Below are 23407 nucleotides of genomic sequence, written 5' to 3'. Positions count from 1 at the left end.
CGGTTCAGATGACCTGACGGAGCAGGCCGCTGTCGACGTCGTAGACGAAGCCTCCGACCTCGGCCTCGCCGCGGATCAGGGGGTGGCTGCGGACCCGGTCGACGTCCTCGTGGAGCCGGCCCATCTGGTCCGGGTTCGCGCCGAAGTCGATCCAGCTGGTGTCCTCCCCGGTGCGCTCGGCGATCCTGCGGCGGATGTCGGCGTCGGTGCCGGAGGCCATGGCGCAGCGGGTGTGCGGCACGATCATGATGCGCGTGACCTGCAGCAGCTGGACGCTCAGCACGCATCCGGTCAGCGTCGAGGTGGTGACGCGACCGCCCGGCGTCCGCAGGATCTTGGCGTCTCCCAGGTGCAGGCCGAGCATCGCGAGCGGCTCGATGCGTGAATCCATGCAGGTGACCATGGCCACGCCGGCCTTGGCGACGCCGTCGAAGAATCCGTCGTGGAAATCGGCGGCGTAGCGCTCGTTTGCCTCAAGCAGGTCGTCAAAGGCCATGGTCAGCTCCCGTCAGTGGTCCTAGAACAGGGACTCTACCGCCGAGGAGTCGCCCCCGCTGGCGTCATCTCGGCCACCCGCATCCGCCGCGGACGGGCCGCCCGGACGCCCGGCGATCATGGTCACCGGCTGGGCCAGCGCGACGCCTGAGCCGTCGCGTCGGGGGTCGGCGGCGGGCAGGTCGACAGCCGAGCCGCTCGCGGCCGCGGCCACCACGGGTCGCGGGCCGACGGCCGCGATGAGCAGCGCACCCTCACCCTTGAGGAACCGGTGGCAGCGCACGCCCCCAGTGGCCCTGCCCTTCGCCGGGTACTCGGCAAGCGGGGTGACCTTGGCCAGGCCCGCCTCGGTGCCGGGCAGGGCGTCGGCTGAACCCGAGACAGTCACGACGTCGTCACTGTCGGCCCGCACGGCTCCGAACCAGATGACGCGCGCGCCGGCGCCGAGCTTGATGCCGGCCACGCCTCCGCCGGCGCGGCCCTGCGGGCGCACCGCGGCGGCGGGGAAACGCAGCAGCTGGGCGTCGCTGGTGACGAAGGCCAGATCTGCGGCCTCGTCGTCGGCCATCGCGCCGACGACCTCGTCTGCGTCATCGAGCCTGATGACGTCCCAGGCGTCCTTGGCAAGCACCTCGTTGTTGACGCGCTTGACGACGCCGAGGCGGGTGCCGAGCACCAGGCCGGGCGCATCCTCGGTGAGCGGCACGAGCCCCAGTGGCCGCTCGTTCTTCGCCAGCGGCCACAGCTCGTGCGCCAGGCTGCCGCCCTGCAGGGACGGCGCGGTGGCCGTCAGCGGGACGGTCGGCAGCTCGATCGCGCGGCAGCGGATCAGGCGCCCGAGGTTGGTGACGACGCCGAACTCTGCCTGGGCCGTGGTGCGGCAGCTGGCCACCACGACGTCATGCCGGGACCGGCCGGACGTGGGCAGCGGGTCCGCGGAGTCGGTGCGCGCGACGAGTCCCGTGCCGCTGAGTAGGACCCAGCAGGGGTCGTCTGGCACCTCGAGTGGGCCGACCGCGGTGGCCGGGGCCCCGCCGGAGGCCAGCAGGATGGTGCGGCGCGGGGTGCCGAACTGCCTGGAGACCTGGGTCAGCTCGTCGCCGACGACCCGGTGCAGCACGGACTCGTCGTCGAGGATCAGGCGCAGGGAGGCGATGGTGGTCGAGAGCTCCTCGGCCTCCTTCTCCAGTTCGATGGTCGAGTAGCGGGTCAGCCTGCGCAGCTGCATGTCGAGGATGTAGTTCGCCTGGATCTCGGTCAGGTCGAAGGCGCCCATCAGGCGCTCGCGCGCCTCGCCGGCGTCGGCGGAGCTGCGGATGATCGCGATGACGTCGTCGATGTCGGCGATGGCCGTGATGAGGCCACGCACGAGGTGCAGCCGGTCCTCGGCCCGGGTCAGCTGGTGGCGGGTTCGCCGGGTGGTGACCTCGAGGCGGTGCGCCAGGTAGACCTCGAGCATCTCCTTGAGCGGCATGGTGCGCGGCTGGCCCTCGACCAGCGCGACCGCGTTGATGGCGAACGTGTCCTCGAGCTTGGTCGCCCGGTAGAGCTGCTGCAGCAGCGCCTCCGGGTTGATGCCGTTCTTGACCTCGATGATCAGCCGGGTGCCGTGCTTGAGGTCGGTGAGGTCCTTGACGTCGGCGATGCCCGTGAGCTTCTTGTCGTCGACGCCCTTCTTGATCTGCTCGATGATCTTCTCCGGACCGACCATGTACGGCAGTTCGGTGACGATGATGCCCATCCGGCGCGGGGACACCTTCTCGATGCGCGTGGTGGCGCGGATCCGGAAGCTGCCCCGGCCCGTCGCGTAGGCGTCGCGGATGCCGTCGAGCCCGACGATCTTGCCTCCCGTCGGGAAGTCGGGGCCGGGGATGTGGCGCATGAGGGCGTCGAGGTCGATGCTCGGGTCCTTCAGCAGCTGCTTCAGGGCCGCCACGACCTCGATGAGGTTGTGGGGTGCGATGTTGGTCGCCATGCCCACCGCGATGCCGGTGGCGCCGTTGACCAGCAGGTTGGGGAAGGCCGCGGGCAGGACGGCCGGTTCGGACTCCTTGCCGTCGTAGTTCGGCTTGAAGTCGACGGTGTCCTGGTCGATGCCCGCCGTCATGGCCAGCGCCGCGGGTCCCATCCGGCACTCGGTGTAGCGCATGGCGGCGGGGCCGGCGTCGAGCGAGCCGAAGTTGCCGTGCCCGTCGACCAGCGGGAGCCGCATCGCCCACGGCTGACCCATGCGCACCAGCGCGTCGTAGATGGCAACGTCGCCGTGCGGGTGGAGAAGGCCCATGACCTGGCCCACCACGCGGGCGCACTTGACGTGGCCCCGGTCGGGGCGGATCCCCATCTCGTCCATCGAGAAGAGGATGCGCCGCTGCACAGGTTTGAGGCCGTCCCGGGCATCCGGGAGTGCCCGGGAGTAGATCACCGAGTAGGCGTACTCGAGGAAGCTGGCCTCCATCTCGGCCGTGACGTCGACGTCGAGGATGTTCTCCTCTTCGAGGGCGTCATCGTCGATCGTGGGCTTCGCCATGCGAGCGGCCTCCTGGTGTCGGTTCAGTTGACGGGTGCGAGGGTGAGGATATCGCGCCGTCAGAGGATCTCTGCCAGCTGGTCGGCGAGGCCGTCCCCGTCGGGTGCCCGGACCTCGGGTGCCTTCTCCGGCTCCCACTGCTTGTCCGAATCGGGGACCTCCATCGGCAGGCCGTGCGCAAGGGCGTGCTCACCGGGAGTGAGCTGGCGGATGGCGCGCGCCCGGACGTGGCGGGGCTGCAGCGCCGCGAACTCCGCGTAGAGGTCCGGATCGTGCTGGCCGTCATCGCCGACGAGCAGCCAGGCGATGTCGGGAAGGTCCCGCGCGAGCTCGCGCAGGCAGCGGCGCTTGTGGTCGACGCCGCTGCGGAACCACCCGGTGTTGGTGGGTCCCCAGTCGGTCAGCAGCATCGCCCCGGCAGGGATGCCGTGGCGGGCGATGAAGCGCGAGATCATGGGGTAGGTGTTCCAGGCGCCCGTGGAGACGTAGATGATGGGCGAGCCGGGGTTCTCGGCGAGCAGCCTCTGATACATGCGCGCCATGCCCGGAACGGCCTGTCGGGCCTGCTCGGTCAGGATCAGCGAGTTCCAGGCGGCGATGAAGAGCCGCGGCAGCCAGGTGGACAGGATCGTATCGTCGATGTCGCTGACGATGCCGAAGGTGACGTCGTCCCCGATGACCTGCACCCGCGCCGTGGCGCTCGCATCGCCTGTGACGAGCTGGACATCGTGCCAGCCGGGCCCGAGTCCGGGGTTGACGATGCGCACGTCGATGTAGCCGCCGCGGTCCGCGGTGACGGGAATGTGCGTGTCGCCGATGACGACGGTCACCTTCGCGCCGACCTTCGCGGCGTTCATGAAGTTACGCCAGCCACGGCGCCACAGCAGGGCGTTGGCCGCCTGGACGATGCCGAGCTCCTGCGACGGGCGCAGCACGACGCGGGCCAGGATGCGCAGCTGCTCGCTGGTCCCGTAGCCGGTGAACGGGATGATCGACTCCTGCCATCCGCGCCGCTCGAGGGCGCGGCCGAGCAGCCCGTTGAAGCGGTCCTCGACACGGGCGGCGATGAAGGGTCGCGATGCCATGGCTCCTAACCTAGTCCAGCCGCGACATGACATGATGGACCGGTGACCCGACCCGACCAGTCCCAGCTGCCCGCTGATCTTGCCGCTGAGATCGCGCAGAGCGGCTTCTATCCGAACCTCGTCGCCGAGTCGGTCGAACTGGGACTCGGCGGCCGCGAGATCCTCGACCACCTCGTGCAGCACGAGGCGACGTTCGCCGGCCGCGAGCTGCACCGTCACATCACCGTCCTGGTCCGCACCGCGACGCAGCTCCTGCTGGTCCACATCGACGAGGGGGAGGGGACCCGCGAGGAGGCCCTTGCCACGACCGAGATCGTCGCGCTGCGGGCGATCGACTCGGTCGTGCTCACCCGCTCGCTCACCGACCCGGAGAACCTCACGGGGCTGAACGAGGCGTGGCTGTCGATCGTGTGGGGTGCCGCCCGGCGCGTCGACCTCGGCCCCGCCGCCTGCGAGGACCCGAGCTGCGAGGCCGACCACGGCTACACCGGAGTCATCCAGCCCGACGACATCACGGTCCGGATGAGCCCCCAGGCCGACGGTGACAACGCCCGCAAGCTGATCGGATTCGGGCTGAGGCTGCAGGGGGCGATCGGCTGATGGGCGGCTCCTTCATCGAGCCCCGCTACGCCGACCACGCGCTGGTCAACGTCCTGGGAAGCGTCCAGGCTCGGCTCACGGGCGCCCACCCCGTGCTGCAGCTCCCGCACGCCTCGCGATACGTGGTGCTGCTCGTCGACGGTCTCGGGTGGCACCAGCTCGCCGCGTTCGCCGACCATGCGGAGACGATGGGCGCCCTGCAGGCAAGGGCCGACCGGCTCACGTGTTCGGTGCCGTCGACCACCGCGACCTCGCTGACCTCGCTGGGCTGCGGAGCGCCGCCGGGAGAGCACGGCGTCGTGGGCTACAGCTTCCGCGAGCCGAGCGTGGACCGCGTCATCAACGCGCTGACCTGGGAGGGCGGGCCGGCCGACGTCGACGCGTTCGCCTCCGTGCCGACCGTCTTCCAGCAGCTGGCGGCCGAGGGCATCGGGTCCGCGACCGTCACGCTCGACAGGTTCTCCGGCAGCGCGCTCACGCGCCTTGCGTTCAGGGGCGCGACCCCGGTCCCCGTCACACGCGAGGGCGACGTCGAGCACGTCGCCGGCCGCATCACCGAGGCGCTGCAGAGCGCCCGGCTGGTGTACGCCTACGAGCGGATGCTCGACCACGACGGCCACGGATTCGGCGTCGGCTCCTGGCAGTGGCTCGACAGGCTCGGCGCCGTCGACGACCTCGTGGACCATCTGATCAGGCAGCTGCCCGACGACGTGTGCCTCCTCGTCACGGGCGACCACGGCATGATCAACGTGCCGGAGAGCTCCCGCATCGTGCTGGAGGACGAACCGAGGCTGGTCGGGCACGACGCGGTGGGCGGCGAGCCGCGTTTCCGCCATGTGTACGGCGACGATGCGCGCGCCCTGGCGGTTGCCTGGCGCTCCTGCCTCGGCGAGCGCGCCCAGGTGCTGCTGCGCGACGAGGCCATCGAGGCAGGCTGGTTCGGGCCGCTGGTCCGCGACCGTAGCCAGGCCCGCATCGGCGACGTCGTGGCGGCGATGACCGAGGACCACGCGGTGATGAGCCGGGCCACCCCCAAGGAGTTCGGTCTGGTCGGGATGCACGGGTCGCTGACCCGCGACGAGATGGAGGTCCCGCTCCTGGTGGCAGGTGGCGTTTCGTGAGTGGGCTGCGGATCGCGCTCATGATCGACGACTTCTTCCCGTCCTCCGGTGGCATCGGACGGTCGGTGCAGACCCAGATCGAGGAACTGACGGCACAGGGCCACCACGTGACGCTGATCGCCCCCGACCGGCACCTGCAGAAGCCGCGGCTGGCCAGGGTCATCGAATGCCCGACGATGTACATCGAGGGCCTGCCCGCGCATCTGAGCATCCTGCACTGCAGCGCCCGCCGGGCGAGGCTGATCACGGACATCGCGGCGTTCGACGTCGTGCACAGCCAGACCGAGCGCGGCGCGCTGATCCTCGGCGCGCGCATCGCACGCCTGCAGGACATCCCGCACCTGCATACATTCCACGCCAACATCGCCGGCACGCACCGCGCCATCAAGGCCGCGGTGTTGGGCACCTGGAGCTATCAGGCGCTCGTCCTACCGCTCCTGCGCCGGGCCACGCCCCTGGAGATCGTCCCTCCGACCAGGCTGCCGTCAGCCAGGCACGAGACGGGGGGCTTCTTCGCCCGCACCGACTGGCGGTCCTTCGCGCGCATCGCGCAACGCGTGGACGCCTACACCGTGCCCAGCCCGTTCATGCGCGGCCTGATCGACGAGGCGGCCGGCTACCCGCTGCCCAGCTACGTGGTCCCCACCGGCTACAACCGCGACCTGCTCGCCGCCATCGGGAGGGCCCGTCGTGAGAGGACCGACGGCCGTGTGCGGTTCCTGTCCATCGGCCGGCTCGCCAAGGAGAAGCGCCTCGACGTGCTCGTGCGGGCCTTCCGACGCGCCGATCTGCCGGACGCGGAACTGGTCATCGTCGGAGACGGCGACCAGCGGGATCTGCTCAAACGGCTCGCGAAGGGCGCGGACAACATCGACTTCCGCGGCCATCTCTCCAGCCTGGACGCGATCGCCTACGAACTCGTCAACGCCGACGCGCTGGCTCTCGGCTCCCACCGCTTCGACTCCCAGGGGCTCGTGATCGCCGAGGCCGTGTCTGCGGGCCTGCCGGTCATGTACTGCGACGACCGGCTCACGGTGGGTCTGTCGCCCGACAGCGCGCTGCTGACCGGCCCGGACGTGGCCTCGATGGCGGAAGGGTTCCGGGTGCTGATGGACCCGGCCCGACGCCGCTCGATGGCCGAGGCGTCGACCTTGTTGCTGCCGGATCTCGCGCCGGAGCGCACAGCGGAGCAGTACGCACAGGCATATCAGGATCTCATCTCACGAAGGGAGCCACGTGGCTGAGCTCGTCTTCCACACCGGCCCGATGGACTGCGGCAAGTCGACACTGGCCCTGCAGCTCGACTACACGCAGTCGAGCCACGGCCGCCGAGGCCGCGTCTTCACGTCGCAGGACCGTTCGGGCAGCGGCGTCATCACGTCGCGGCTCGGCCTCAAGGTCGCCGCGCTGGAGGTGGATGCGGAGTTCGACTTCTGGCGGTACGTGATCGGTGAACTGACCCAGGCGCGCCGCGTCGACTACATCGTGTGCGACGAGGTCCAGTTCTACGCCCCTGAGCAGGTCGACCAGTTGGCCCGGATCGTCGACGAACTCCAGCTGGACGTATACGCGTTCGGCATCCTCGCGGACTTCCGCACGCGCCTGTTCCCCGGATCGCAGCGGCTTGTCGAGCTCGCGGACCGGATGGAGACGCTGCCGATCGGACCGCTCTGCTGGTGCGGCGCGCGGGGTACGCACAACGCGCGCACCGTGGGCGGCCTGATGGTCACCGAGGGCACCCAGGTGGTCGTGGGGGACACGGTCGCGGGGTCTGAGGTCCGCTACGAGGTGCTCTGCAGGGCGCACCACCGTCGCAGGATGACCGCGGTGCGTGCCAAGGCGACACTGAACCCGGAGCCCCTGCCGTTCGATCCGGAGAACTTCTAGCTCAGCTGGTCGGCCCGCCGAACATGATCTCGTCCCAGCTCGGGACCGAGGCGCGGCGCTTGCGGGGGCGGGGGGCCTTCTTCGGCTCGTCGCTGTCCACGAGGGCCTCCTGCGTGGGCTCCTGGTCCACCTCGACCTGCACCGTCGGCTCGTCGGCCTCCGGGTCGTGCCCCGGTGCCGCCTCCACATCGGGCTCCGGCCGGGCAGCGGGCTCGGACCCCGGTGCGGGGGCCTCCTCCTCATCGTCGCCGACGGGGTCGAGGATCCCGGTGTAGATCCGCACCGAGTCCTCGCTGATCCCGCTCAGCATGTCGTAGAGCCGGTCGAGCTGCGAGGTGTCCTCGTTGCCGTCCAGCATCAGCTCCGAGCTTGGCACCTCGTCGCCGGGCGGTTCCGGCTGGGTGACGGCACGCACGAGGGCGAGCTCGTCGTGGAAATCGACGGTGATCTCCTCCTCGGGCCTCGACCCGGCGCGGGACTCCTCGCCGATCATCCAGCGGGCATCCTCGTTGTCGGCGATCGAGAACCGCGCCTTCGGGTCGAAGATGAACTCGGCAGAGCGTGACTCGGGTTCCGGGTCCGCCTGCAGGCGGGCGGCGATACGCCACTTGAGATCCACCTGACGCCAGGCGTCCCACGTGACGGCCTCGGGGTCGATGCCCCTCGACAGGAGGCGTTGGGTGATCAGCTCACCGAGCTTGCGGTGCGAGCCGGTCTCGCCGCGACGGCGGACCGTCGCCGCCTGCGCAGCGCCCGCGATGTGCTCCCGTTCGGCGAGGACGGGCCCTGCGAAGGCCTCGATGCGGGCGGCGTCCATGCCCGACTCCTCGGCGACATCGGCTACCGAGGCGCCCGAGCGGATCCTGGTCTGGATCTCGCGGGGGGTCAGAGCGTTGTCCATGGTTCCTCGTCGGTGGTGATGCTGTGGGTGAGCACAACCTACCAGCGCGGGGCGACCGCGTGCGTCAGCCTCTCCGGGCGCCCCGTTCGGCCGTCGGAAGCTCGCGCGGCACGGTTGGTGCCAGGCTGCCTGTTGAAGTCAACCAGGGATGTGGTACACATATCCGCGTCGCGGCGAAGGAAAGGAAACACACTGGATGGCTACCGACTACGATGCACCTCGTAAGACCGACGAGGAGATGAGCGAGGACTCGCTCGAGGAACTGAAGTCGCGCCGCAACGACAAGAACTCCGGCAAGGTGGACGAGGACGAGGTTGAAGCGGCCGAGTCCTTCGAGCTTCCCGGGGCGGACCTCTCCCATGAGGAGCTGACGGTCCGGGTTCTCCCGCGCCAGGCGAACGAGTTCACCTGCGCCTCGTGCTTCCTCGTGAAGTCGACGAGCCAGCTGGCCGAGACCCGGGGCGGCAAGCAGTACTGCGTGGACTGCGTCTGAGCGACGATCCGACACATGAGACCGGCGGGGCACCTCAGGGTGCCCCGCCGATTCCATGCCCGCTGCGTCAGATGTCCAGCTTGTTGCGCAGCTTGCCGGGCGACGCGTGATTGAAGTTGCGTATCCAGCGGCGCTGTACGAAACGGTTCATGGCCAGTTGCGCGATCCCCACGCCCAGGCCACTCGCGACGGCCCAGATGAGTGCCTGGGTCAGAGGCGTGTCGGGGTCGTTGGGGTCCGGAGGGGTATCGCCCGTGGAGGCGACCCACACCTGCGTCACGACCTTCTGCGCCACGATGGTCGTCACGGCCCCGAGGGCACCGGCGTAGACCTTCCACATCAGCTTCTCTGTCATCGCCATGGGGGCTCCTCTCACGCGTCTTCGATCCGCGTCCCATTATGCACAGAAGGCTAGGCTGGCTACGTGACGTACTCTGAAAGACTCCACGCCCCCTGGACGTGGTGGCTGGTGGGCCTCGGATTCGAGGTGTGTATCGCGGTGGCGGTGCTCGCCTACCTTCCGCTGCCTGCCGGCATCACCGTCTGCGCCCTCTTCCTGGTGGCGGTCATCGCGGGGATCCTGGCCTACGGGAGCATCGTGGTGAGGGTCGACGAGAGCGGCCTCAGCGTCGGCCGGTACCGTCTCGAGTCGCGCTACATCGCCGCGGCAGAGCCCTACGAGGGGGAGGCGGCCCGGGAGGCGCTCGGCCCCGCTGCCGACCCGCGGGCCTTCCTGTTCACGCGACCCTTCATCACCGACGTCGTTCGCATCGATCTCGACGACCTCGCGGATCCGCACCCCTACTGGCTGGTCAGCACGCGCCGACCGAAGGAACTGGCGGCCGCTCTGCGGGCCCTGCCCGCGAAGGAGGTGACCGTGCGATGAGGATCGAGATCGTCGCCGACGACGCGTCCCGCCCGACCTACGCCCGTCCGGGAGACGCCGGCGCTGACCTGCGCGCTACCGAGGACATCGAGCTGGCCCCCGGCGAGCGCCGCCTCGTCGGGACCGGTGTACGGATCGCCATCCCCGAGGGCCACGTGGGCCTCGTGACGCCGCGATCGGGGCTGGCCGCCCGCGTCGGCCTGAGCATCGTCAACTCGCCCGGCGTCATCGACTCGGGTTACCGCGGCGAGATCAAGGTGTGTCTGGTCAACCTGGACCCTCAGACCCCTGTCACGCTCTCTGCGGGGGACCGGGTCGCACAGCTGCTCATCATGCCGTTCGTGACCGCCGACTTCGTGCCCACCGACACCCTCGATGACACACAACGGGGGCAGGGTGGTTATGGTTCTACGGGCGGTTTCACCCGCCCGGACGAAGACGTGAAGGACATGCAGTGATTTTCGGACGCAGGAAGCGCGCAGCCACCGAGACCCCCGACCAGCTCGACGAGGTCCTCGCCGAGGAGGAGGCCGCAACGGGCGAGGCGGAGGCGGAGACCCCGCCCAACCAGGCAGACGACGCCTTGGCAAGGGCTGAGAAGCAGGCCAGCGAGTGGGACGCGGCCTTCGGCCGTGACGAGGGCCCGTTCGACGTCGAGGAGGTCGATCTGGAGGCCGACGCCGACGAGGTGACCCGCATCGACTTCGGCTCGCTGATCGTCACGCCCTTCGAGGGCATGACGATGCAGCTGCAGATGAACCGCCAGACCGAGGCCGTGCAGGCCATCCTCGTCGGGGACGGGGAGTCGGCCCTGGAGCTGTCCGTCTTCGCCGGCCCGGCACGCACCTCGCTCGCCCCCGAGGTCCGCAGCGACATCATCGCCGCCACCGCCAGGCAGAAGGGCCGGGTCCAACTCGCCGAGGGACCCTTCGGCGCCGAACTGCGCCGGATGCTCCCCGTGAAAGACGCGGAGGGCAAGCAGGGCATGCACGTGTCGCGGACCTGGCTCGTGCCCGGCCCCGGCTGGCTGCTGCGCGGCGTCGTCATGGGCAGGGCCACGCTGGAGACGACCAACGAGGACGCCCAGCTCAAGCTCACCGAGTTCTTCAGCAACGTCGTGGTGCGGCGCGACGGCCGGCCCCAGGCGCCCGGCAGCCTGCTGCCGCTCGTCGTCCCTCAGAAGCCCTCCGAGGACTGAGCGATGCCTGAGAAGACCTTCTCCGAGAAGGTGCGTCGGGTCTTCGCACCCGAGGAGGAACTGGAGGCCGAGGAACTGCGCGAGCAGGCCGCCGACTGCGGCGCCCAACAGCTCACAGACTGCTCCCCGCGATCGCACGTGACGATCCGGGGCACCGTCGTCTCCGTCACCTCCGACGCCGACAACGGGTGGCTCGAGGCCGAGGTCACCGACGGCACCGCGCATGTCCGTCTCGTCTGGATGGGTCGCAGCCGCATCGAGTGCCTGCTGCCCGGCCGCAACGTGCTGGTCCACGGCCGGCTGGCGGTCGATCACAAGGCCTATGTGATCTACAACCCGGACTTCGAGATCGTCCCCTGAGCGGAGTCCCGCTCAGCCCTCCGGATCCTCGTTGGCGAGCATTTCCGCCAGGTCGGCCTCCGCGTCCTGCGTGACGATGAAGAGCATCTCGTCCTCACCCTCGAATGCGCGGTCGCGCTCCGGCGTGAGCGGCGCCCCGTCGCGGATGATCGCGACCAGCACCGCATCGCCGGGGAAGGACACGTCTCGGACCCGGCGCCCGACGAGCGTCGAGTCGTCCGGCAGCGTGAACTCCGACAGGTGCGCGGTCGACCTCTTGAACGTCAGCAGGCGGATGAGGTCGCCCGTCGAGACGGCCTCCTCCACCAGCGCTGAGAGCAGCCGCGGGGTGGACACCGAGACGTCGACGCCCCACTGCGCGTCGAACATCCACTCGTTGCCGGGATGGTTCACGCGGCCGACGGTGCGCGGGACCCCGAATTCGGTCTTGGCGAGCAGCGAGAAGACCAGGTTCGACTTGTCGTCACCGGTGGCGGCGATGGCCACGTCGTAGGTGTCGAGCTCGGCCTCCTCCAGGGACTGCAACTCGCAGGCGTCGGCGTGCTGCCAGGTCCCCCCGGGCACCGAGTCCGGCTTGATGGCCGCCGATTCCTTCTCGATCAGCAGGACCTTGTGCCCGTTGGCGATGAGCTCGCGGGCGATGGAACGCCCGACGTTGCCGGCCCCGGCGATTGCGACTCGCATCTTCGACTTCTCCTTGTTACGGCTTCACCGGCGGGTGGGCGAAGAGCGACTCGACCTCGTCGGTGCGCTCCACCATGCATGCGACGTAGATGAGGTCGCCGTCCTGGTAGATGGTGTCCCGGTCGGGCACGATGCCGCGACCCACGCGCAGCACGAAGGGGATGGGGCAGTTGGCGTGGTTCGACAGGTCACGGATCTTGTGACCGACCCACCCGCTGTGCACGCGCACCTGCAGGAGCCGGGCGTCGCCGGTGGGATCGCGCCAGACCGGCTCGCTGCCCTCGGGAAGCAGCCGACGCAGCACCTGCATCACGGTCCACCGCACGGTCGCGACGGTGGGGATGCCCAGGCGCTCGTAGACGGCGGCGCGGCCCTGGTCGTAGATGCGGGCCACCACGTTCTCCACGTGGTAGATCTCGCGGACGACGCGGGCGGCCAGGATGTTGGAGTTGTCGCCGCTCGATACGGCGGCGAAACCGTCGGCCTTGCGGATGCCCGCCGCCTCGAGGACCTCGCGGTCGAAACCGACACCCTTGACCGTCACGCCCTTGAACTCGGGGCCGAGTCGGCGGAAGGCGTCGACGTTCGAGTCGATGACCGCGACGCTGTGGCCCCTCTTCTCGAGGCCTGTCGCGAGCATGGCGCCTACCCGCCCACAGCCCATGATGACGATGTGCACGCTGGGTCCTCCTTGGGGTCCAACAGAAGATAGCAGGATCGTCCGCGTCAGCGTCGCCGGGCGCCGATAGGGCGGGACCCGACCTGACAACGCACTGCCCAGGGTCTACCGTAACCGGGTGAGTGTTCTCTCGGGCGTCAAGCGCCTCCTTGTCGGGCGTCGTCTCGCGTCCAATCAGATGGGCGAGACCCTGCTCCCCAAGCGCCTCGCGCTACCCGTGTTCGCATCGGATGCGCTGAGCTCCGTGGCCTATGCCCCCGATGAGATCCTCATCACGCTCTCCCTGGCGGGCATGGCGGGCTTCATGTTCTCGTGGCCCATCGGCCTGATGGTCGGCATCGTCGTCGCCGTGGTGGTGATGTCCTATCGGCAGACCGTCTACGCCTACCCCAACGGCGGTGGCGACTACGAGGTGGCCAAGGAGAACCTGGGCCGCCACGCCGGCCTGACTGTGGCCTCCGCGCTGCTGGTCGACTACGTGCTCACCGTGGCCGTCTCGGTCTCCTCCGGCGTGATCAACGCCAAGGCGATGTTCCCGTTCCTCGAGGGGCACGAGGCCTGGACCGCCGTCGGCGTGATCGTGCTGCTCACCATCGTGAACCTCCGCGGCGTCCGGGACTCCGGCGGCGCGTTCGCGATCCCCACCTACGTCTTCATGATCTCGATGCTCCTGATGATCTTCATCGGGCTGTTCCGGATCTTCGTGCTGGGCCACGAGTTGCTCAGCGAGACGGCCAACCTCGAGGTCGTGCGGCCGGACGGGTCGGGCGACCTGGTCGGCTGGGCGCTGATCGCGATCCTGGCACGCGCGTTCTCGTCCGGCTGTGCCGCGCTCACGGGTGTCGAGGCCATCAGCAACGGCGTGCCGGCCTTCAAGCCGCCCAAGAGCCGCAACGCGTCGACCGTGCTCGGGGCGCTCGGCCTGATCGCCATCACGATGCTGCTCGGCATCATCGCCCTGGCGAACCTCACGAAGGTGCACCTGATCGACGAGTTGACGGGCACGCACTACATCAACGAGGCGGGTGAGACCATCCACACGGCGGCCACGACCGTCGTCGGCCAGCTCGCCGCCGTCGTGTTCTCCGACTGGTTCCAGCCCGGCTTCTACATCATGGTCGCCGCGACGATGCTGATCCTGTTCCTGGCCGCGAACACCGCCTTCAACGGGTTCCCGGCCCTGGCGTCGATCCTCGCGCGCGACTCCTACCTGCCGGTCCAGCTCCACACCCGCGGCGACCGTCTGGCGTTCTCCAACGGCATCCTGATGCTGTCTGTCGCCGCGATCGTGCTGGTGCTCGCGTTCAATGCCTCGGTCACCGCGCTGATCCAGCTGTACGTGGTGGGGGTGTTCATCTCCTTCACCCTCGGCCAGATCGGCATGGTCCGGCACTGGACGGGGACGCTGCGCACCGAGCGTGACCCTGCCGTGCGCCGTCGACAGCAGCGGTCCCGCGTCATCAACATCGTCGGCGCGACCATGACCGGGGTCGTCCTGATCGTCGTCCTGATCTCCAAGTTCACGCACGGCGCGTACCTCGCGCTCGTCGCCATGGGGCTGATGTACGTGCTGATGCTGGGGATCTCGAACCACTACCGCGCCGTGGCGGAGGAGGTGAAGCTCACGCCGGAGTCGGACAGGGCACTGCCGAGCCGCGTGCGCGCCGTCATTCTGGCGCAGAACGTCAATCTGCCGGCCATCAAGGCCATCGCCTTCGCGCGCGCCACGCGCCCCACCACCCTGACGGCGGTCTGCGTTGCGATCGACGATGACCAGGTCGAGACGATCCTCGACGAGTGGGAGGCCGAGGACTTCGGCATCCCACTCAAGGTGATCGCGTCCCCCTACCGGGAGGTCACGGGGCCGTTCCTCAAGTTCGTCAGTCAGCTGCGCACCGAGAATCCGCGTGACGTCGTGAGCGTGTTCATCCCCGAGTACGTCGTCGGGCACTGGTGGGAGCAGGTGCTCCACAACCAGACGGCGCTCATGATCCGCACGCGCCTGCACTTCATGCAGGGCGTCATGGTCACGTCCGTGCCCTACCAGCTGGAGAGCTCCGACCGTCGCAGGGACCGTGCCCGGACGCTCACCGAGAACCAGGTGCGCCGGTGACCGTGGAGCTTGAGCTCGAGCGCGTCGCCCACGGCGGCTTCGTCGTCGGGCGGGCCGACGGCAAGGTCGTGTTCACCGTCGGCGGTCTGCCGGGCGAGCGCGTGATCGTCGACATCACGGAACGGGGCTCGCGCTTCGACCGCGGACAGGTGGTCGAGGTGCTGGACCCCGCACCCGGCCGCGTCGCCGACGGCTGGCCCGTGCCGCCCGAATGCGTCGGCACCGACTGGTTCTACGCGGACCGGGCCACACAGCTCGACCTGAAGACGGAAGTCGTCGCCGAGCAGCTCCGGCGGCTGGCCGGAATCGAGTGGGACGGGCGGGTCGAGGCCACCCGGGGCGGGCTGACGCACTGGCGCACCCGCATGCGCTACGCGATCGACGACGTCGGCCGGGTCGGGCTCCGGGCCCACCGGTCGCACCAGGTCGTCGCACTGCCGCCCGAGGGTTCCGTGCTCGCCGTGCCGCACCCGCTCGACCCCGTCGCCGCGGTGGGCCGCCCCGGCGACGAGGTGATCGTCGCGATCTCCGGCGACGGGCTCACCTGCTCCGGGCCCCGCCGCGCCACCGGCCCCGATCCGGTGCACCAGAGCGTGCTCGGCAGGACCTTCGAGGTCTCCGCGCGCGGCTTCTGGCAGGTCCACACGCACGCGGCTGAGACGCTCAGCCGCGTGGTGCTCCACGCGCTCGACCCGCAGCCGGGGGAGCGGGCGCTCGACCTGTACTGCGGCGTCGGCCTGTTCGCCGGTGCACTCGCGGACCGTGGCTGCGAGGTGATGGGGCTGGAGTACGGCCGCGACGCGGTGGCCCACGCCCGCCGCAACGTGCCCGACGGCCAGTTCCACGTCACCGACCTCGGCCGCGACGTCCGCGACATCCCCGACGAGGCGGACCTCGTCGTGCTCGACCCGCCCCGCAAGGGCGCCGGCGCGCGCGTGGTGCGGGCCGTCGCGGAGGCCGACCCGCGCGCCGTCGCCTACGTCGCCTGCGACCCTGCCGCCCTGGCGCGCGACCTGGCGACCTTCGAGGCCGCCGGCTACCGGCCCGACTGGATCCGCGGCTTCGACCTGTTCCCCATGACGCATCACGTCGAGTGCGTCGCCCTGCTGACCCGCCCCTGACCTGGCCCGCCCCTGCGCGTCTGCGGGGGAGGTGCGGCGACGGGAAAATGCCAAGGCCAAGCTAGCGAAAATGGCTGGCCGCCGCGCCCCGGGATCTCGCCGTGGTAAGGGGCAATGCCCTTCCTGAGCCATCCTGAGCGAACTCCCGCCGACGGGGTCCCGACTGCCTAGGATGGCGTATAGGTGCGGCGACGCCGACCTTCACTCTGCGTGGTATCTTGATGTCAAGATAACTTCGTGGATCGCTGACGATGAGGAGAACGATGAGCGTCAACAGTTTCGGGGCACGGTCGAGCATCGACGTGGACGGCACCCAGTACGAGATCTTCCGCCTGGATGCGGTCGAGGGTTCCGGGAAGCTGCCCTTCAGCCTCAAGGTGCTGCTGGAGAACCTGCTGCGCACCGAGGACGGCGCGAACATCACGGCCGATGACATCTCCTTCCTCGGCAACTGGGACCCGACGGCGGAGCCTGACCACGAGATCCAGTTCACCCCGGCGCGCGTCGTCATGCAGGACTTCACCGGCGTGCCGTGTGTGGTCGACCTCGCGACGATGCGCGAGGCCGTGTCTGCGCTGGGCGGCGACCCGACCAAGGTCAACCCGCTCTCGCCGGCCGAGATGGTTATCGACCACTCCGTCATCGCCGAGGTGTTCGGCATCTCGTCGGCCTTCGAACAGAACACCGACATCGAGTACCAGCGCAACCGCGAGCGCTACCAGTTCCTCCGCTGGGGCCAGACCGCCTTCGACAACTTCAAGGTCGTCCCCCCGGGCACCGGCATCGTGCACCAGGTCAACATCGAACACCTCGCACGCGTGGTGTTCCCCCGCACCGTCGACGGTGTGCTGCAGGCGTACCCCGACACCTGCGTCGGCACCGACTCGCACACCACGATGGTCAACGGTCTCGGCGTCGTCGGCTGGGGCGTCGGCGGCATCGAGGCCGAGGCCGCCATGCTCGGCCAGCCCGTCTCGATGCTCATCCCGCGCGTCGTCGGCTTCAAGCTGAGCGGCAAGCTCAACGAGGGCACCACCGCCACCGACCTAGTGCTCACGATCACCGAGATGCTGCGCAGGCACAAAGTCGTCGGCAAGTTCGTCGAGTTCTACGGTGAGGGCGTCACCGCCGTCCCGCTCGCCAACCGCGCCACCATCGGCAACATGAGCCCCGAGTACGGCTCGACCATCGCGATCTTCCCGATCGATGACAAGACCATCGACTACATGCGGCTGACCGGCCGCGACGAGCACCAGCTCGCGCTGGTCGAGGCCTACGCCAAGGCCCAGGGCCTGTGGCACGACCCGGCGCACGAGCCCGTCTACTCCGAGTACATCGAGCTGGACCTCGGCTCGGTCGTCCCGTCGATCGCCGGTCCGAAGCGACCGCAGGACCGCATCCTGCTCAGCGAGGCCAAGGAGAACTTCGAGGCCAACGTCCCGACCTACACCTCCGACCCCGACAAGGTCGTGCCCGTCACGCTGGCCGACGGCACCTCGTTCGAGCTCGGAAACGGCGCTGTCACCGTCGCGTCCATCACCTCGTGCACCAACACCTCCAACCCGAGTGTCATGATCGGCGCGGCGCTGGTCGCGAAGAAGGCGGTCGAGAAGGGCCTGACCCGCAAGCCGTGGGTCAAGACGTCGCTGGCCCCCGGATCCCAGGTCGTCACGGACTACTACGACAAGGCCGGCCTCACGCAGTACCTCGACGCCATCGGCTTCAACCTCGTCGGCTACGGCTGCGTCACCTGCATCGGCAACACCGGCCCGCTGATCCCCGAGATCTCCAAGGCCGTCAACGACGAGGACCTCGCCGTCGCCGCGGTCCTGTCCGGCAACCGCAACTTCGAGGGTCGCATCAGCCCCGACGTGAAGATGAACTACCTCGCCTCGCCGATGCTCGTGATCGCCTACGCGCTGGCCGGCACGATGGACATCGACCTGCTCAACGACCCGATCGGCACCGCCACGGACGGCTCGGAGGTCTTCCTGGCCGACATCTGGCCGTCGCAGGCCGAGATCGAGGAGGTCATCGGCACCTCGATCAACTCCGAGATGTTCGCGGAGCGCTACGCCGACGTGTTCCGCGGCGACGAGCGGTGGCGCTCGCTGCCGACCCCCGAGGGCAACACGTTCTCCTGGGATGACGACTCGACCTATGTCCGCAAGGGCCCGTACTTCGAGGGCATGCCCGCCACCCCGGACCCCGTCACGGACATCTCCGGCGCGCGCGTGCTGCTGAAGCTCGGCGACTCCGTCACCACGGACCACATCTCCCCGGCGGGCAACATCAAGCCCGACTCGCCGGCGGGGAAGTACCTCTCGGAGCACGGCATCGAGCGTCGCGACTTCAACTCCTACGGCTCCCGTCGCGGCAACCACGAGGTGATGATCCGCGGCACCTTCGCCAACATCCGCCTGCGCAACCAGATCGCCCCCGGCACCGAGGGCGGCTTCACGCGCGACTTCACGCAGGCCGACGGGCCGGTCACCACCGTGTTCGAGGCATCCGAGGCCTATGCGGCCGAGGGCACCCCCCTGGTGGTCCTCGCGGGCAAGGAGTACGGCTCCGGGTCCTCGCGCGACTGGGCGGCCAAGGGCACCGCACTGCTGGGCGTCCGCGTCGTCATCGCCGAGAGCTACGAGCGTATCCACCGCTCGAACCTCATCGGCATGGGCGTCCTGCCGCTGCAGTTCCCCGAGGGCCAGTCGGCCGCCTCGCTCGGTCTGACCGGCGAGGAGACCTTCTCGGTCGCCGGTGTGACTGAGCTCAACGACGGCGTGACGCCGAAGACGATGAAGGTCACCGCGGTGGCCCCCGACGGTACCCTGACCACGTTCGACGCGGTCGTGCGCATCGACACCCCCGGGGAGCGCGGCTACTACGTCAACGGAGGCATCATGCAGTACGTGCTGCGGAACCTGGCCGCGGCCGCCTGACCCGCCAACCGACCTCGACGGGGTCGCGTCCCTTCCCGGACGCGGCCCCGTCGCCGCGTCTGGATTCTGTCGGCCCCCGGGTGTTCAATGGAACACATGTTCGATGAAGAAGATGTGATCCGCGTCTACGTGCCGCCCGGCTGGCCGGGATCGGTCCGCCCGCCAGGCTCGCCCGGGTGGCAGTCCAGCGCCGAGAGCTTCCTGCTCGACTCCTGCCCGGCCGAGTACCGCGGCTACCCGGTGCTGCGTCGCCATCCCGTGGTGCTGGCCCGGCTGGCGAAGGAGTTCCTCGCGTCGCAGCTGGCGGCCACCCGTTCCGCGCTGGCGGGGGTGCGCACGTCGCTCACCGGGCTGGTCGACACCGGCACGGTCGATCAGACGGCCGCCGTGCTGCAGCAGGAGGAGGCGCGCCTGGTGCGGGTCGCCAGGGGAGTGGATCTGGTGGATCAGGCGCTGCGCGACGTCCGGTTCGTGCCTCGACTGTGAGCCGTCGCGGTCCGGGGCGATGGGGCGCGGCGTCAACCGGCCGGTTCGCTTGGCCGTAAGATGACACCTATGTCGTTGTTGGAGTCGATCAGCAGTCCCCGTGACCTGCGGGCGCTGTCCCGGCGTCAGCTGGAACAGCTCGCCGACGAGATCCGCTCCTTCCTGATCACCAAGGTCAGCCGGACGGGAGGGCACCTCGGGCCCAACCTCGGTGTCGTCGAGCTGACCATGGCCATCCACAAGGTGTTCGACTCACCGCGCGACCCGATCATCTTCGACACCGGTCACCAGAGCTACGTCCACAAGATCCTCACCGGGCGCGCCTCGCAGTTCGACCACCTGCGTCAGCGTGGCGGCCTGTCGGGTTATCCCGAGCCGGCTGAGTCGGAGCACGACTGGGTGGCAAACTCCCACGCATCCACCGCGCTGAGCTGGGCGGAAGGCATGGCCAAGGGGTTCAGGCTGAGCGGCGAGGAACGCACGGTCGTCGCGGTCGTGGGCGACGGTGCCCTGACCGGTGGCATGGCCTGGGAGGCGCTCAACGACATCGCCGACAACGACGACCTGAGGCTCGTCATCATCGTCAACGATAACGGTCGCTCCTACACGCCGACGGTGGGCGGGCTGGCGAACCACCTGGCAGGCCTGCGCACCGACCATCGCTACGAGCAGACGCTGTCACTCATCAAACGTTCGGTGATGCGGATGCCGATCTTCGGCCGCCCCGTCTACGACCTGATGCACGGGTTCAAGACGGGTGTGAAGGACGTCCTGGCGCCGCAGTCGATGTTCTCCGATCTGGGCATCAAGTACACCGGCCCCATCGACGGGCATGACATCACGGCGCTCACGAACCACCTCGAGCAGGCCAGGCAGTATCCCGGTCCGGTCATCGTGCACTGCGTCACCCGCAAGGGGCGCGGGTTCCTTGCCGCGGAGCAGAACGAGGAGGACCGCTTCCACGCGGTCGGCAAGATCAACGAGTTCACCGGCGAGCCGCTGTCAGCCTCCGTGCAGGCCACCTGGACCGACGCGTTCGCCGAGGCCATGGTGCGGCTCGGTCAGCGGCGTCGCGACGTCGTCGCCATCACCGCGGCCATGCTGAACCCCGTCGGGCTGGGCCGCTTCGCGGCGGCCTTCCCTGAGCGCATCTTCGACGTCGGCATCGCCGAGCAGCACGCCATCACGTCGGCCGCAGGCATGGCCAGGACGGGGCTGCACCCCGTCGTCGCGCTGTACGCCACCTTCCTCAACCGCGCCTTCGACCAGGTGCTGATGGACGCCGCGCTGCACCGGGTCGGCATCACCATCGCACTCGACCGCGCCGGCGTCACCGGCTCCGACGGCCCCAGCCACAACGGGATGTGGGACATGGCGATGCTCGGCATCGTGCCGGGGCTGCAGCTCGCGGCCCCTCGCGACCAGGCCCGCCTCGTCGACGCACTCGACCGCGCGGTCGACGTCGACGACGCCGTGACGGTCGTGCGCTACTCCAAGGAACGCCTCCCCGACGAGCTGCCGGCCGTCGCCCATCACGGGGAGGCGCCTGACCGCGTCGACGTTCTGCACCACGGTGAGGACGCGACGGTCCTCATCGTCGCCATCGGGCAGTTCGCCGGGCTCGGGCTGGCTGTGGCCGACAGGCTCTGCAGCCAGGGCATCACCGCCACGGTCGTCGACCCGCTCTGGGCGCTGCCCGTCAGCGGCACCCTGGTCGGGCTCGCGTCGTCCCACGACCTGGTCGTCACGCTCGAGGACGGGCTGGTCGACGGCGGCGTCGGGGAGCGCGTGGAGGCGGCTCTGCACAGGATCGGCGCCCCGAGCCGGGTGCTGGCCTTCGGCGTGCCGAAGCAGTTCCTCAGTCAGGGCTCCCGCGATGAGGTCCTGGACGAGATCGGCCTGACGGCGCCGAAGATCACCCTCACGGTGCTCGACGCCGTCCTCGGTGCCGACGACGCCAGCGACGTCTCCCGGCAGCGCTCGGCCTGACGGGCCCGTAGGTCAGGCGCCGAGCGCCTGATCGATCAACGGTGCGAGGAACTCCACCTGCCAGGGGCGGGCGCCCAGCCGTGTCAGGTCGTCGGCGCTCGGATGCACCTCGGTGAAGAGGGCCTCCTGCAGCACCTGCGGGGGAGCGATCAGGCTCGCCTGCAGGCCACCGAGATCGCAGGCCAGCTCCTCGACCAGCGGCCGGACCAGCGACCATCGCCGGGCGGCGTCCGGATTGATCCGCTCCCAGGTCCTGGGCTGCGGGATGCCCGTCGTCCTGACCCGACGCGGAGGATACGTCGACTCGGGAGCGTCGCGCAGGTCGTCGAGTGCGCGGAGCCAGTCGTTCATCCACCTGGCGCCCGGTGTCCCGGCGAAGGCGGAGACCCGGCGCAGCGACTCGCGCGTCGGGATCTCGTCGCGCGAGCGGGAGGCCGCCTCGATGATCGCGGAGTCCGGGAGGATCCAGCCCGGGGGACGGTCTCGCCGCTGCGCGATCGCGTCCCGTGCCTCCCACAGGGCCCGGGCGACCGCCAGCTGTCGGACGGTCTTGAGCGTGGTGATCTCCTTGAGGCGACGCCAGGGATCGACGCGCGGGACCGGAGGGGCGGTGTAGCGTACGAGCTCCTCGGCGCTCTCCTGCAGCGCCCACTCGAGGCGCCCCGTCGTTTCGAGCTGCGTCGAAAGAGCCTCGGCCAGCTCGAGCAGGTAGTCGACGTCGAGGGCGGCGTAGATGAGCCACGACTCCGGCAGCGGTCGCCTCGACCAGTTGTCGGCAGAGTGGGCCTTCCGGAGCTGGATGCCGAGCTCCCCCTCGAGCAGCGGGCCGAGGCCGGCCCCGGGTTTGCCGAGGAGGCGGGCGGCGAGTTCGGTGTCGAAGACGCTGGGAGGCACGATGCCGAGTTCCGTCATGCACGGCAGGTCCTGGCTGGCCGCGTGGATCAGCCAGGTGGCGTCGCGGCAGACGGTGACGAGGTCGGAGAGGTCGGTGCGGGTGCCCTCGAAGGCGACGGGGTCGATCAGCCAGGTGCCCGCCCCCGCACGGCGGATCTGCAGAAGATAGGCCTTGGGCCAGTAGCGGTGGCCGTGGGCGCGTTCGGTGTCGAACGCGACGGGGCCCGTCGCGTCGGCCAGCGAGACGAGGCACCGGTCGAAGTCGGCGGCAGTCGAGACGACGGGCCGCAGAGGCTCGCGGGAGGATTCGATGTAGCTCATGAGCGTCGCCCCGTCGGGAAGGCCGCGATGTCGGGCGGCAGCGGTGGTTCGCCGGCGACCATCAGCAGAAGCTCCTGCCAGGCCTCCAGGTGCGGTGTGAGAGGGCGACTCGGATCGAGTCCCGGCGTCCAGGAACTGCGCAGCTCGACCTCGGCCCGGTCGGCGTCGGTCATCTCGCCGAACCCACGGCCGTACGACGCGGTGACGGTGCCGGCCAACGCATCGGCCGAGCAGTCGTGCGTCTGCAGGGCGTCGGTGAACCACGACCAGGCGACGTCGGGCAGCAGAGGGTCCACGACCATCTCGAGGTCGACCTCGGCACGGACATAGGTGACGAGTCGGAACGTGCCTCCCCATGCCTGGTTGCCGAGCGGGTCATGCAACAGGATGAGCCGCCCGGTGGCCAGTGGATCGTCCGGCCCGGTGAGCTCGCCGGCGATCGCGACGGAGTGGGGCGCGATGCGCTGCGGAGAGCCGATCTCGTCGATGCGGAGGTCGCCTCGCCAGTGCATGTCCCGCAGCTCGGTGAGAGCGCGGGCGAAGCCCTCGGGGACGAGGCTTGTCACGTTGGCTGCCACACAGGAAGACTAGGGCCGGGCGGCCGGGATCGACGGTGGACGCGCCG

23 protein-coding genes are annotated in these 23407 nt (G+C 69.6%); 14 read left to right on the top strand and 9 right to left on the bottom strand.

All coding sequences use genetic code 11. From position 1 onward, the window contains the following. Nucleotides 1-4: 4 nt before the first annotated feature. From KDB89_RS07760 to KDB89_RS07750, 3 genes are read right to left on the bottom strand one after another with little or no spacing between them, the layout of a single operon-like run. Nucleotides 5-496, bottom strand: a complete 492-nt coding sequence (locus tag KDB89_RS07760) for a beta-class carbonic anhydrase (RefSeq protein ID WP_219079881.1) — start codon at nucleotides 494-496, stop codon at nucleotides 5-7. 21 nt (nucleotides 497-517) lie between these two features. Further along, entirely contained in the window at nucleotides 518-3022 is a 2505-nt protein-coding gene (locus KDB89_RS07755) for a DNA gyrase/topoisomerase IV subunit A (protein ID WP_219079879.1), read from the bottom strand. Nucleotides 3023-3081: 59 nt separating this feature from the next. Further along, nucleotides 3082-3879 carry an App1 family protein phosphatidate phosphatase gene (locus tag KDB89_RS07750; protein ID WP_255556426.1) on the bottom strand — a complete coding sequence of 266 codons (798 nt, stop codon included), beginning with the start codon at nucleotides 3877-3879 and terminating at the stop codon, nucleotides 3082-3084. Between the two features lie 270 nt (nucleotides 3880-4149). On the opposite strand from KDB89_RS07750, the gene KDB89_RS07745 reads away from it, so the two are divergent. From KDB89_RS07745 to KDB89_RS07730, 4 genes are read left to right on the top strand one after another with little or no spacing between them, the layout of a single operon-like run. Beyond that, nucleotides 4150-4707 carry a DUF5998 family protein gene (locus KDB89_RS07745; RefSeq protein ID WP_219079875.1) on the top strand — a complete coding sequence of 186 codons (558 nt, stop codon included), beginning with the start codon at nucleotides 4150-4152 and terminating at the stop codon, nucleotides 4705-4707. Beyond that, nucleotides 4707-5828: an alkaline phosphatase family protein gene (locus KDB89_RS07740; RefSeq protein WP_219079873.1), complete on the top strand. Its 1122-nt coding sequence runs from the start codon at nucleotides 4707-4709 to the stop codon at nucleotides 5826-5828. The genes KDB89_RS07745 and KDB89_RS07740 overlap by 1 nt, the downstream gene beginning before the upstream one ends. After that, nucleotides 5825-7072 carry a glycosyltransferase gene (locus tag KDB89_RS07735; protein WP_219079871.1) on the top strand — a complete coding sequence of 416 codons (1248 nt, stop codon included), beginning with the start codon at nucleotides 5825-5827 and terminating at the stop codon, nucleotides 7070-7072. The genes KDB89_RS07740 and KDB89_RS07735 overlap by 4 nt, the downstream gene beginning before the upstream one ends. Next, nucleotides 7065-7715 (top strand): thymidine kinase, encoded by a 651-nt coding sequence (locus KDB89_RS07730; protein WP_219079869.1) that lies wholly within the window; start codon nucleotides 7065-7067, stop codon nucleotides 7713-7715. Before KDB89_RS07735 ends, KDB89_RS07730 begins: the two co-directional genes overlap by 8 nt. 1 nt (nucleotide 7716) lies before the next feature. Here KDB89_RS07730 and sepH read toward each other — a convergent pair whose 3' ends face one another. After that, entirely contained in the window at nucleotides 7717-8661 is a 945-nt protein-coding gene (gene sepH / locus KDB89_RS07725; protein WP_255556425.1) for a septation protein SepH, read from the bottom strand. Between the two features lie 151 nt (nucleotides 8662-8812). Here sepH and KDB89_RS07720 point away from each other — a divergent pair, with 151 nt between their 5' ends. Beyond that, nucleotides 8813-9109: a DUF4193 domain-containing protein gene (locus tag KDB89_RS07720; RefSeq protein ID WP_219079865.1), complete on the top strand. Its 297-nt coding sequence runs from the start codon at nucleotides 8813-8815 to the stop codon at nucleotides 9107-9109. A gap of 67 nt (nucleotides 9110-9176) precedes the next feature. Here the strand turns inward: KDB89_RS07720 and KDB89_RS07715 are convergent, their stop codons facing one another. Next, nucleotides 9177-9470: a DUF4235 domain-containing protein gene (locus KDB89_RS07715; RefSeq protein ID WP_219079863.1), complete on the bottom strand. Its 294-nt coding sequence runs from the start codon at nucleotides 9468-9470 to the stop codon at nucleotides 9177-9179. Nucleotides 9471-9533: 63 nt separating this feature from the next. Here KDB89_RS07715 and KDB89_RS07710 point away from each other — a divergent pair, with 63 nt between their 5' ends. From KDB89_RS07710 to KDB89_RS07695, 4 genes are read left to right on the top strand one after another with little or no spacing between them, the layout of a single operon-like run. After that, complete coding sequence (locus KDB89_RS07710) at nucleotides 9534-9995, top strand: DUF3093 domain-containing protein (protein ID WP_219079861.1); 462 nt, start codon at nucleotides 9534-9536, stop codon at nucleotides 9993-9995. Then, entirely contained in the window at nucleotides 9992-10453 is a 462-nt protein-coding gene (gene dut, locus KDB89_RS07705; protein WP_219079859.1) for a dUTP diphosphatase, read from the top strand. Before KDB89_RS07710 ends, dut begins: the two co-directional genes overlap by 4 nt. After that, a complete protein-coding gene (locus KDB89_RS07700) occupies nucleotides 10450-11193 on the top strand; it encodes a DUF3710 domain-containing protein (RefSeq protein WP_255555836.1) in 744 nt (247 codons plus the stop codon). Before dut ends, KDB89_RS07700 begins: the two co-directional genes overlap by 4 nt. Before the next feature lie 3 nt (nucleotides 11194-11196). After that, nucleotides 11197-11553: an OB-fold nucleic acid binding domain-containing protein gene (locus tag KDB89_RS07695; protein ID WP_219079857.1), complete on the top strand. Its 357-nt coding sequence runs from the start codon at nucleotides 11197-11199 to the stop codon at nucleotides 11551-11553. Between the two features lie 12 nt (nucleotides 11554-11565). Here KDB89_RS07695 and KDB89_RS07690 read toward each other — a convergent pair whose 3' ends face one another. Beyond that, nucleotides 11566-12237, bottom strand: coding sequence for a potassium channel family protein (locus tag KDB89_RS07690; RefSeq protein ID WP_219079855.1), 672 nt, complete (start codon nucleotides 12235-12237; stop codon nucleotides 11566-11568). 16 nt (nucleotides 12238-12253) lie between these two features. Continuing rightward, nucleotides 12254-12901 (bottom strand): potassium channel family protein, encoded by a 648-nt coding sequence (locus tag KDB89_RS07685; protein ID WP_219084249.1) that lies wholly within the window; start codon nucleotides 12899-12901, stop codon nucleotides 12254-12256. A gap of 133 nt (nucleotides 12902-13034) precedes the next feature. On the opposite strand from KDB89_RS07685, the gene KDB89_RS07680 reads away from it, so the two are divergent. The 5 genes from KDB89_RS07680 to dxs all read left to right on the top strand — a co-directional run bounded on the left by KDB89_RS07680 (nucleotide 13035) and on the right by dxs (nucleotide 21567). Further along, the gene (locus KDB89_RS07680; RefSeq protein ID WP_439654841.1) at nucleotides 13035-15029 is read left to right on the top strand and encodes an APC family permease; all 1995 of its coding nucleotides are present in this window, start codon (nucleotides 13035-13037) and stop codon (nucleotides 15027-15029) included. Beyond that, nucleotides 15026-16150, top strand: a complete 1125-nt coding sequence (locus KDB89_RS07675; protein ID WP_219079853.1) for a class I SAM-dependent RNA methyltransferase — start codon at nucleotides 15026-15028, stop codon at nucleotides 16148-16150. Before KDB89_RS07680 ends, KDB89_RS07675 begins: the two co-directional genes overlap by 4 nt. A gap of 263 nt (nucleotides 16151-16413) precedes the next feature. Next, nucleotides 16414-19092, top strand: coding sequence for an aconitate hydratase AcnA (gene acnA / locus KDB89_RS07670; RefSeq protein ID WP_219079852.1), 2679 nt, complete (start codon nucleotides 16414-16416; stop codon nucleotides 19090-19092). 96 nt (nucleotides 19093-19188) lie between these two features. Continuing rightward, on the top strand, nucleotides 19189-19578 hold the full coding sequence (locus KDB89_RS07665) for a hypothetical protein (protein WP_219079850.1): 390 nt from the start codon (nucleotides 19189-19191) through the stop codon (nucleotides 19576-19578). A 69-nt stretch (nucleotides 19579-19647) separates the two neighbouring features. Beyond that, nucleotides 19648-21567: a 1-deoxy-D-xylulose-5-phosphate synthase gene (gene dxs / locus KDB89_RS07660; RefSeq protein ID WP_219079848.1), complete on the top strand. Its 1920-nt coding sequence runs from the start codon at nucleotides 19648-19650 to the stop codon at nucleotides 21565-21567. Nucleotides 21568-21579: 12 nt separating this feature from the next. On the opposite strand, the gene KDB89_RS07655 is transcribed toward dxs, so the two are convergent. Continuing rightward, nucleotides 21580-22782, bottom strand: coding sequence for an HRDC domain-containing protein (locus KDB89_RS07655; RefSeq protein WP_219079846.1), 1203 nt, complete (start codon nucleotides 22780-22782; stop codon nucleotides 21580-21582). Continuing rightward, complete coding sequence (locus KDB89_RS07650) at nucleotides 22779-23360, bottom strand: DUF3000 domain-containing protein (RefSeq protein WP_255555835.1); 582 nt, start codon at nucleotides 23358-23360, stop codon at nucleotides 22779-22781. Before KDB89_RS07650 ends, KDB89_RS07655 begins: the two co-directional genes overlap by 4 nt. Between the last annotated feature and the right edge of the window lie 47 nt (nucleotides 23361-23407).

The organism is Tessaracoccus palaemonis (assembly GCF_019316905.1).
Classification (GTDB): domain Bacteria; phylum Actinomycetota; class Actinomycetes; order Propionibacteriales; family Propionibacteriaceae; genus Arachnia; species Arachnia palaemonis.
Note: the sequence above shows the minus strand (reverse complement) of the source record. Positions and strands in the feature narration are given on the sequence as shown.

Bases quoted from the DNA above. Each gene is read 5' to 3' on its own strand.
- KDB89_RS07655 (WP_219079846.1), bottom strand. From the start codon at position 22,782: ATGAGCTACATCGAATCCTCCCGCGAGCCTCTGCGGCCCGTCGTCTCG.
- acnA (WP_219079852.1), top strand. From the start codon at position 16,414: ATGAGCGTCAACAGTTTCGGGGCACGGTCGAGCATCGACGTGGACGGC.
- KDB89_RS07755 (WP_219079879.1), bottom strand. From the start codon at position 3,022: ATGGCGAAGCCCACGATCGACGATGACGCCCTCGAAGAGGAGAACATC.
- KDB89_RS07740 (WP_219079873.1), top strand. From the start codon at position 4,707: ATGGGCGGCTCCTTCATCGAGCCCCGCTACGCCGACCACGCGCTGGTC.
- KDB89_RS07690 (WP_219079855.1), bottom strand. From the start codon at position 12,237: ATGCGAGTCGCAATCGCCGGGGCCGGCAACGTCGGGCGTTCCATCGCC.
- KDB89_RS07665 (WP_219079850.1), top strand. From the start codon at position 19,189: ATGTTCGATGAAGAAGATGTGATCCGCGTCTACGTGCCGCCCGGCTGG.
- KDB89_RS07685 (WP_219084249.1), bottom strand. From the start codon at position 12,901: ATGGGCTGTGGGCGGGTAGGCGCCATGCTCGCGACAGGCCTCGAGAAG.
- KDB89_RS07750 (WP_255556426.1), bottom strand. From the start codon at position 3,879: ATGAACGCCGCGAAGGTCGGCGCGAAGGTGACCGTCGTCATCGGCGAC.
- KDB89_RS07715 (WP_219079863.1), bottom strand. From the start codon at position 9,470: ATGGCGATGACAGAGAAGCTGATGTGGAAGGTCTACGCCGGTGCCCTC.
- dut (WP_219079859.1), top strand. From the start codon at position 9,992: ATGAGGATCGAGATCGTCGCCGACGACGCGTCCCGCCCGACCTACGCC.
- KDB89_RS07695 (WP_219079857.1), top strand. From the start codon at position 11,197: ATGCCTGAGAAGACCTTCTCCGAGAAGGTGCGTCGGGTCTTCGCACCC.
- KDB89_RS07760 (WP_219079881.1), bottom strand. From the start codon at position 496: ATGGCCTTTGACGACCTGCTTGAGGCAAACGAGCGCTACGCCGCCGAT.
- KDB89_RS07720 (WP_219079865.1), top strand. From the start codon at position 8,813: ATGGCTACCGACTACGATGCACCTCGTAAGACCGACGAGGAGATGAGC.
- dxs (WP_219079848.1), top strand. From the start codon at position 19,648: ATGTCGTTGTTGGAGTCGATCAGCAGTCCCCGTGACCTGCGGGCGCTG.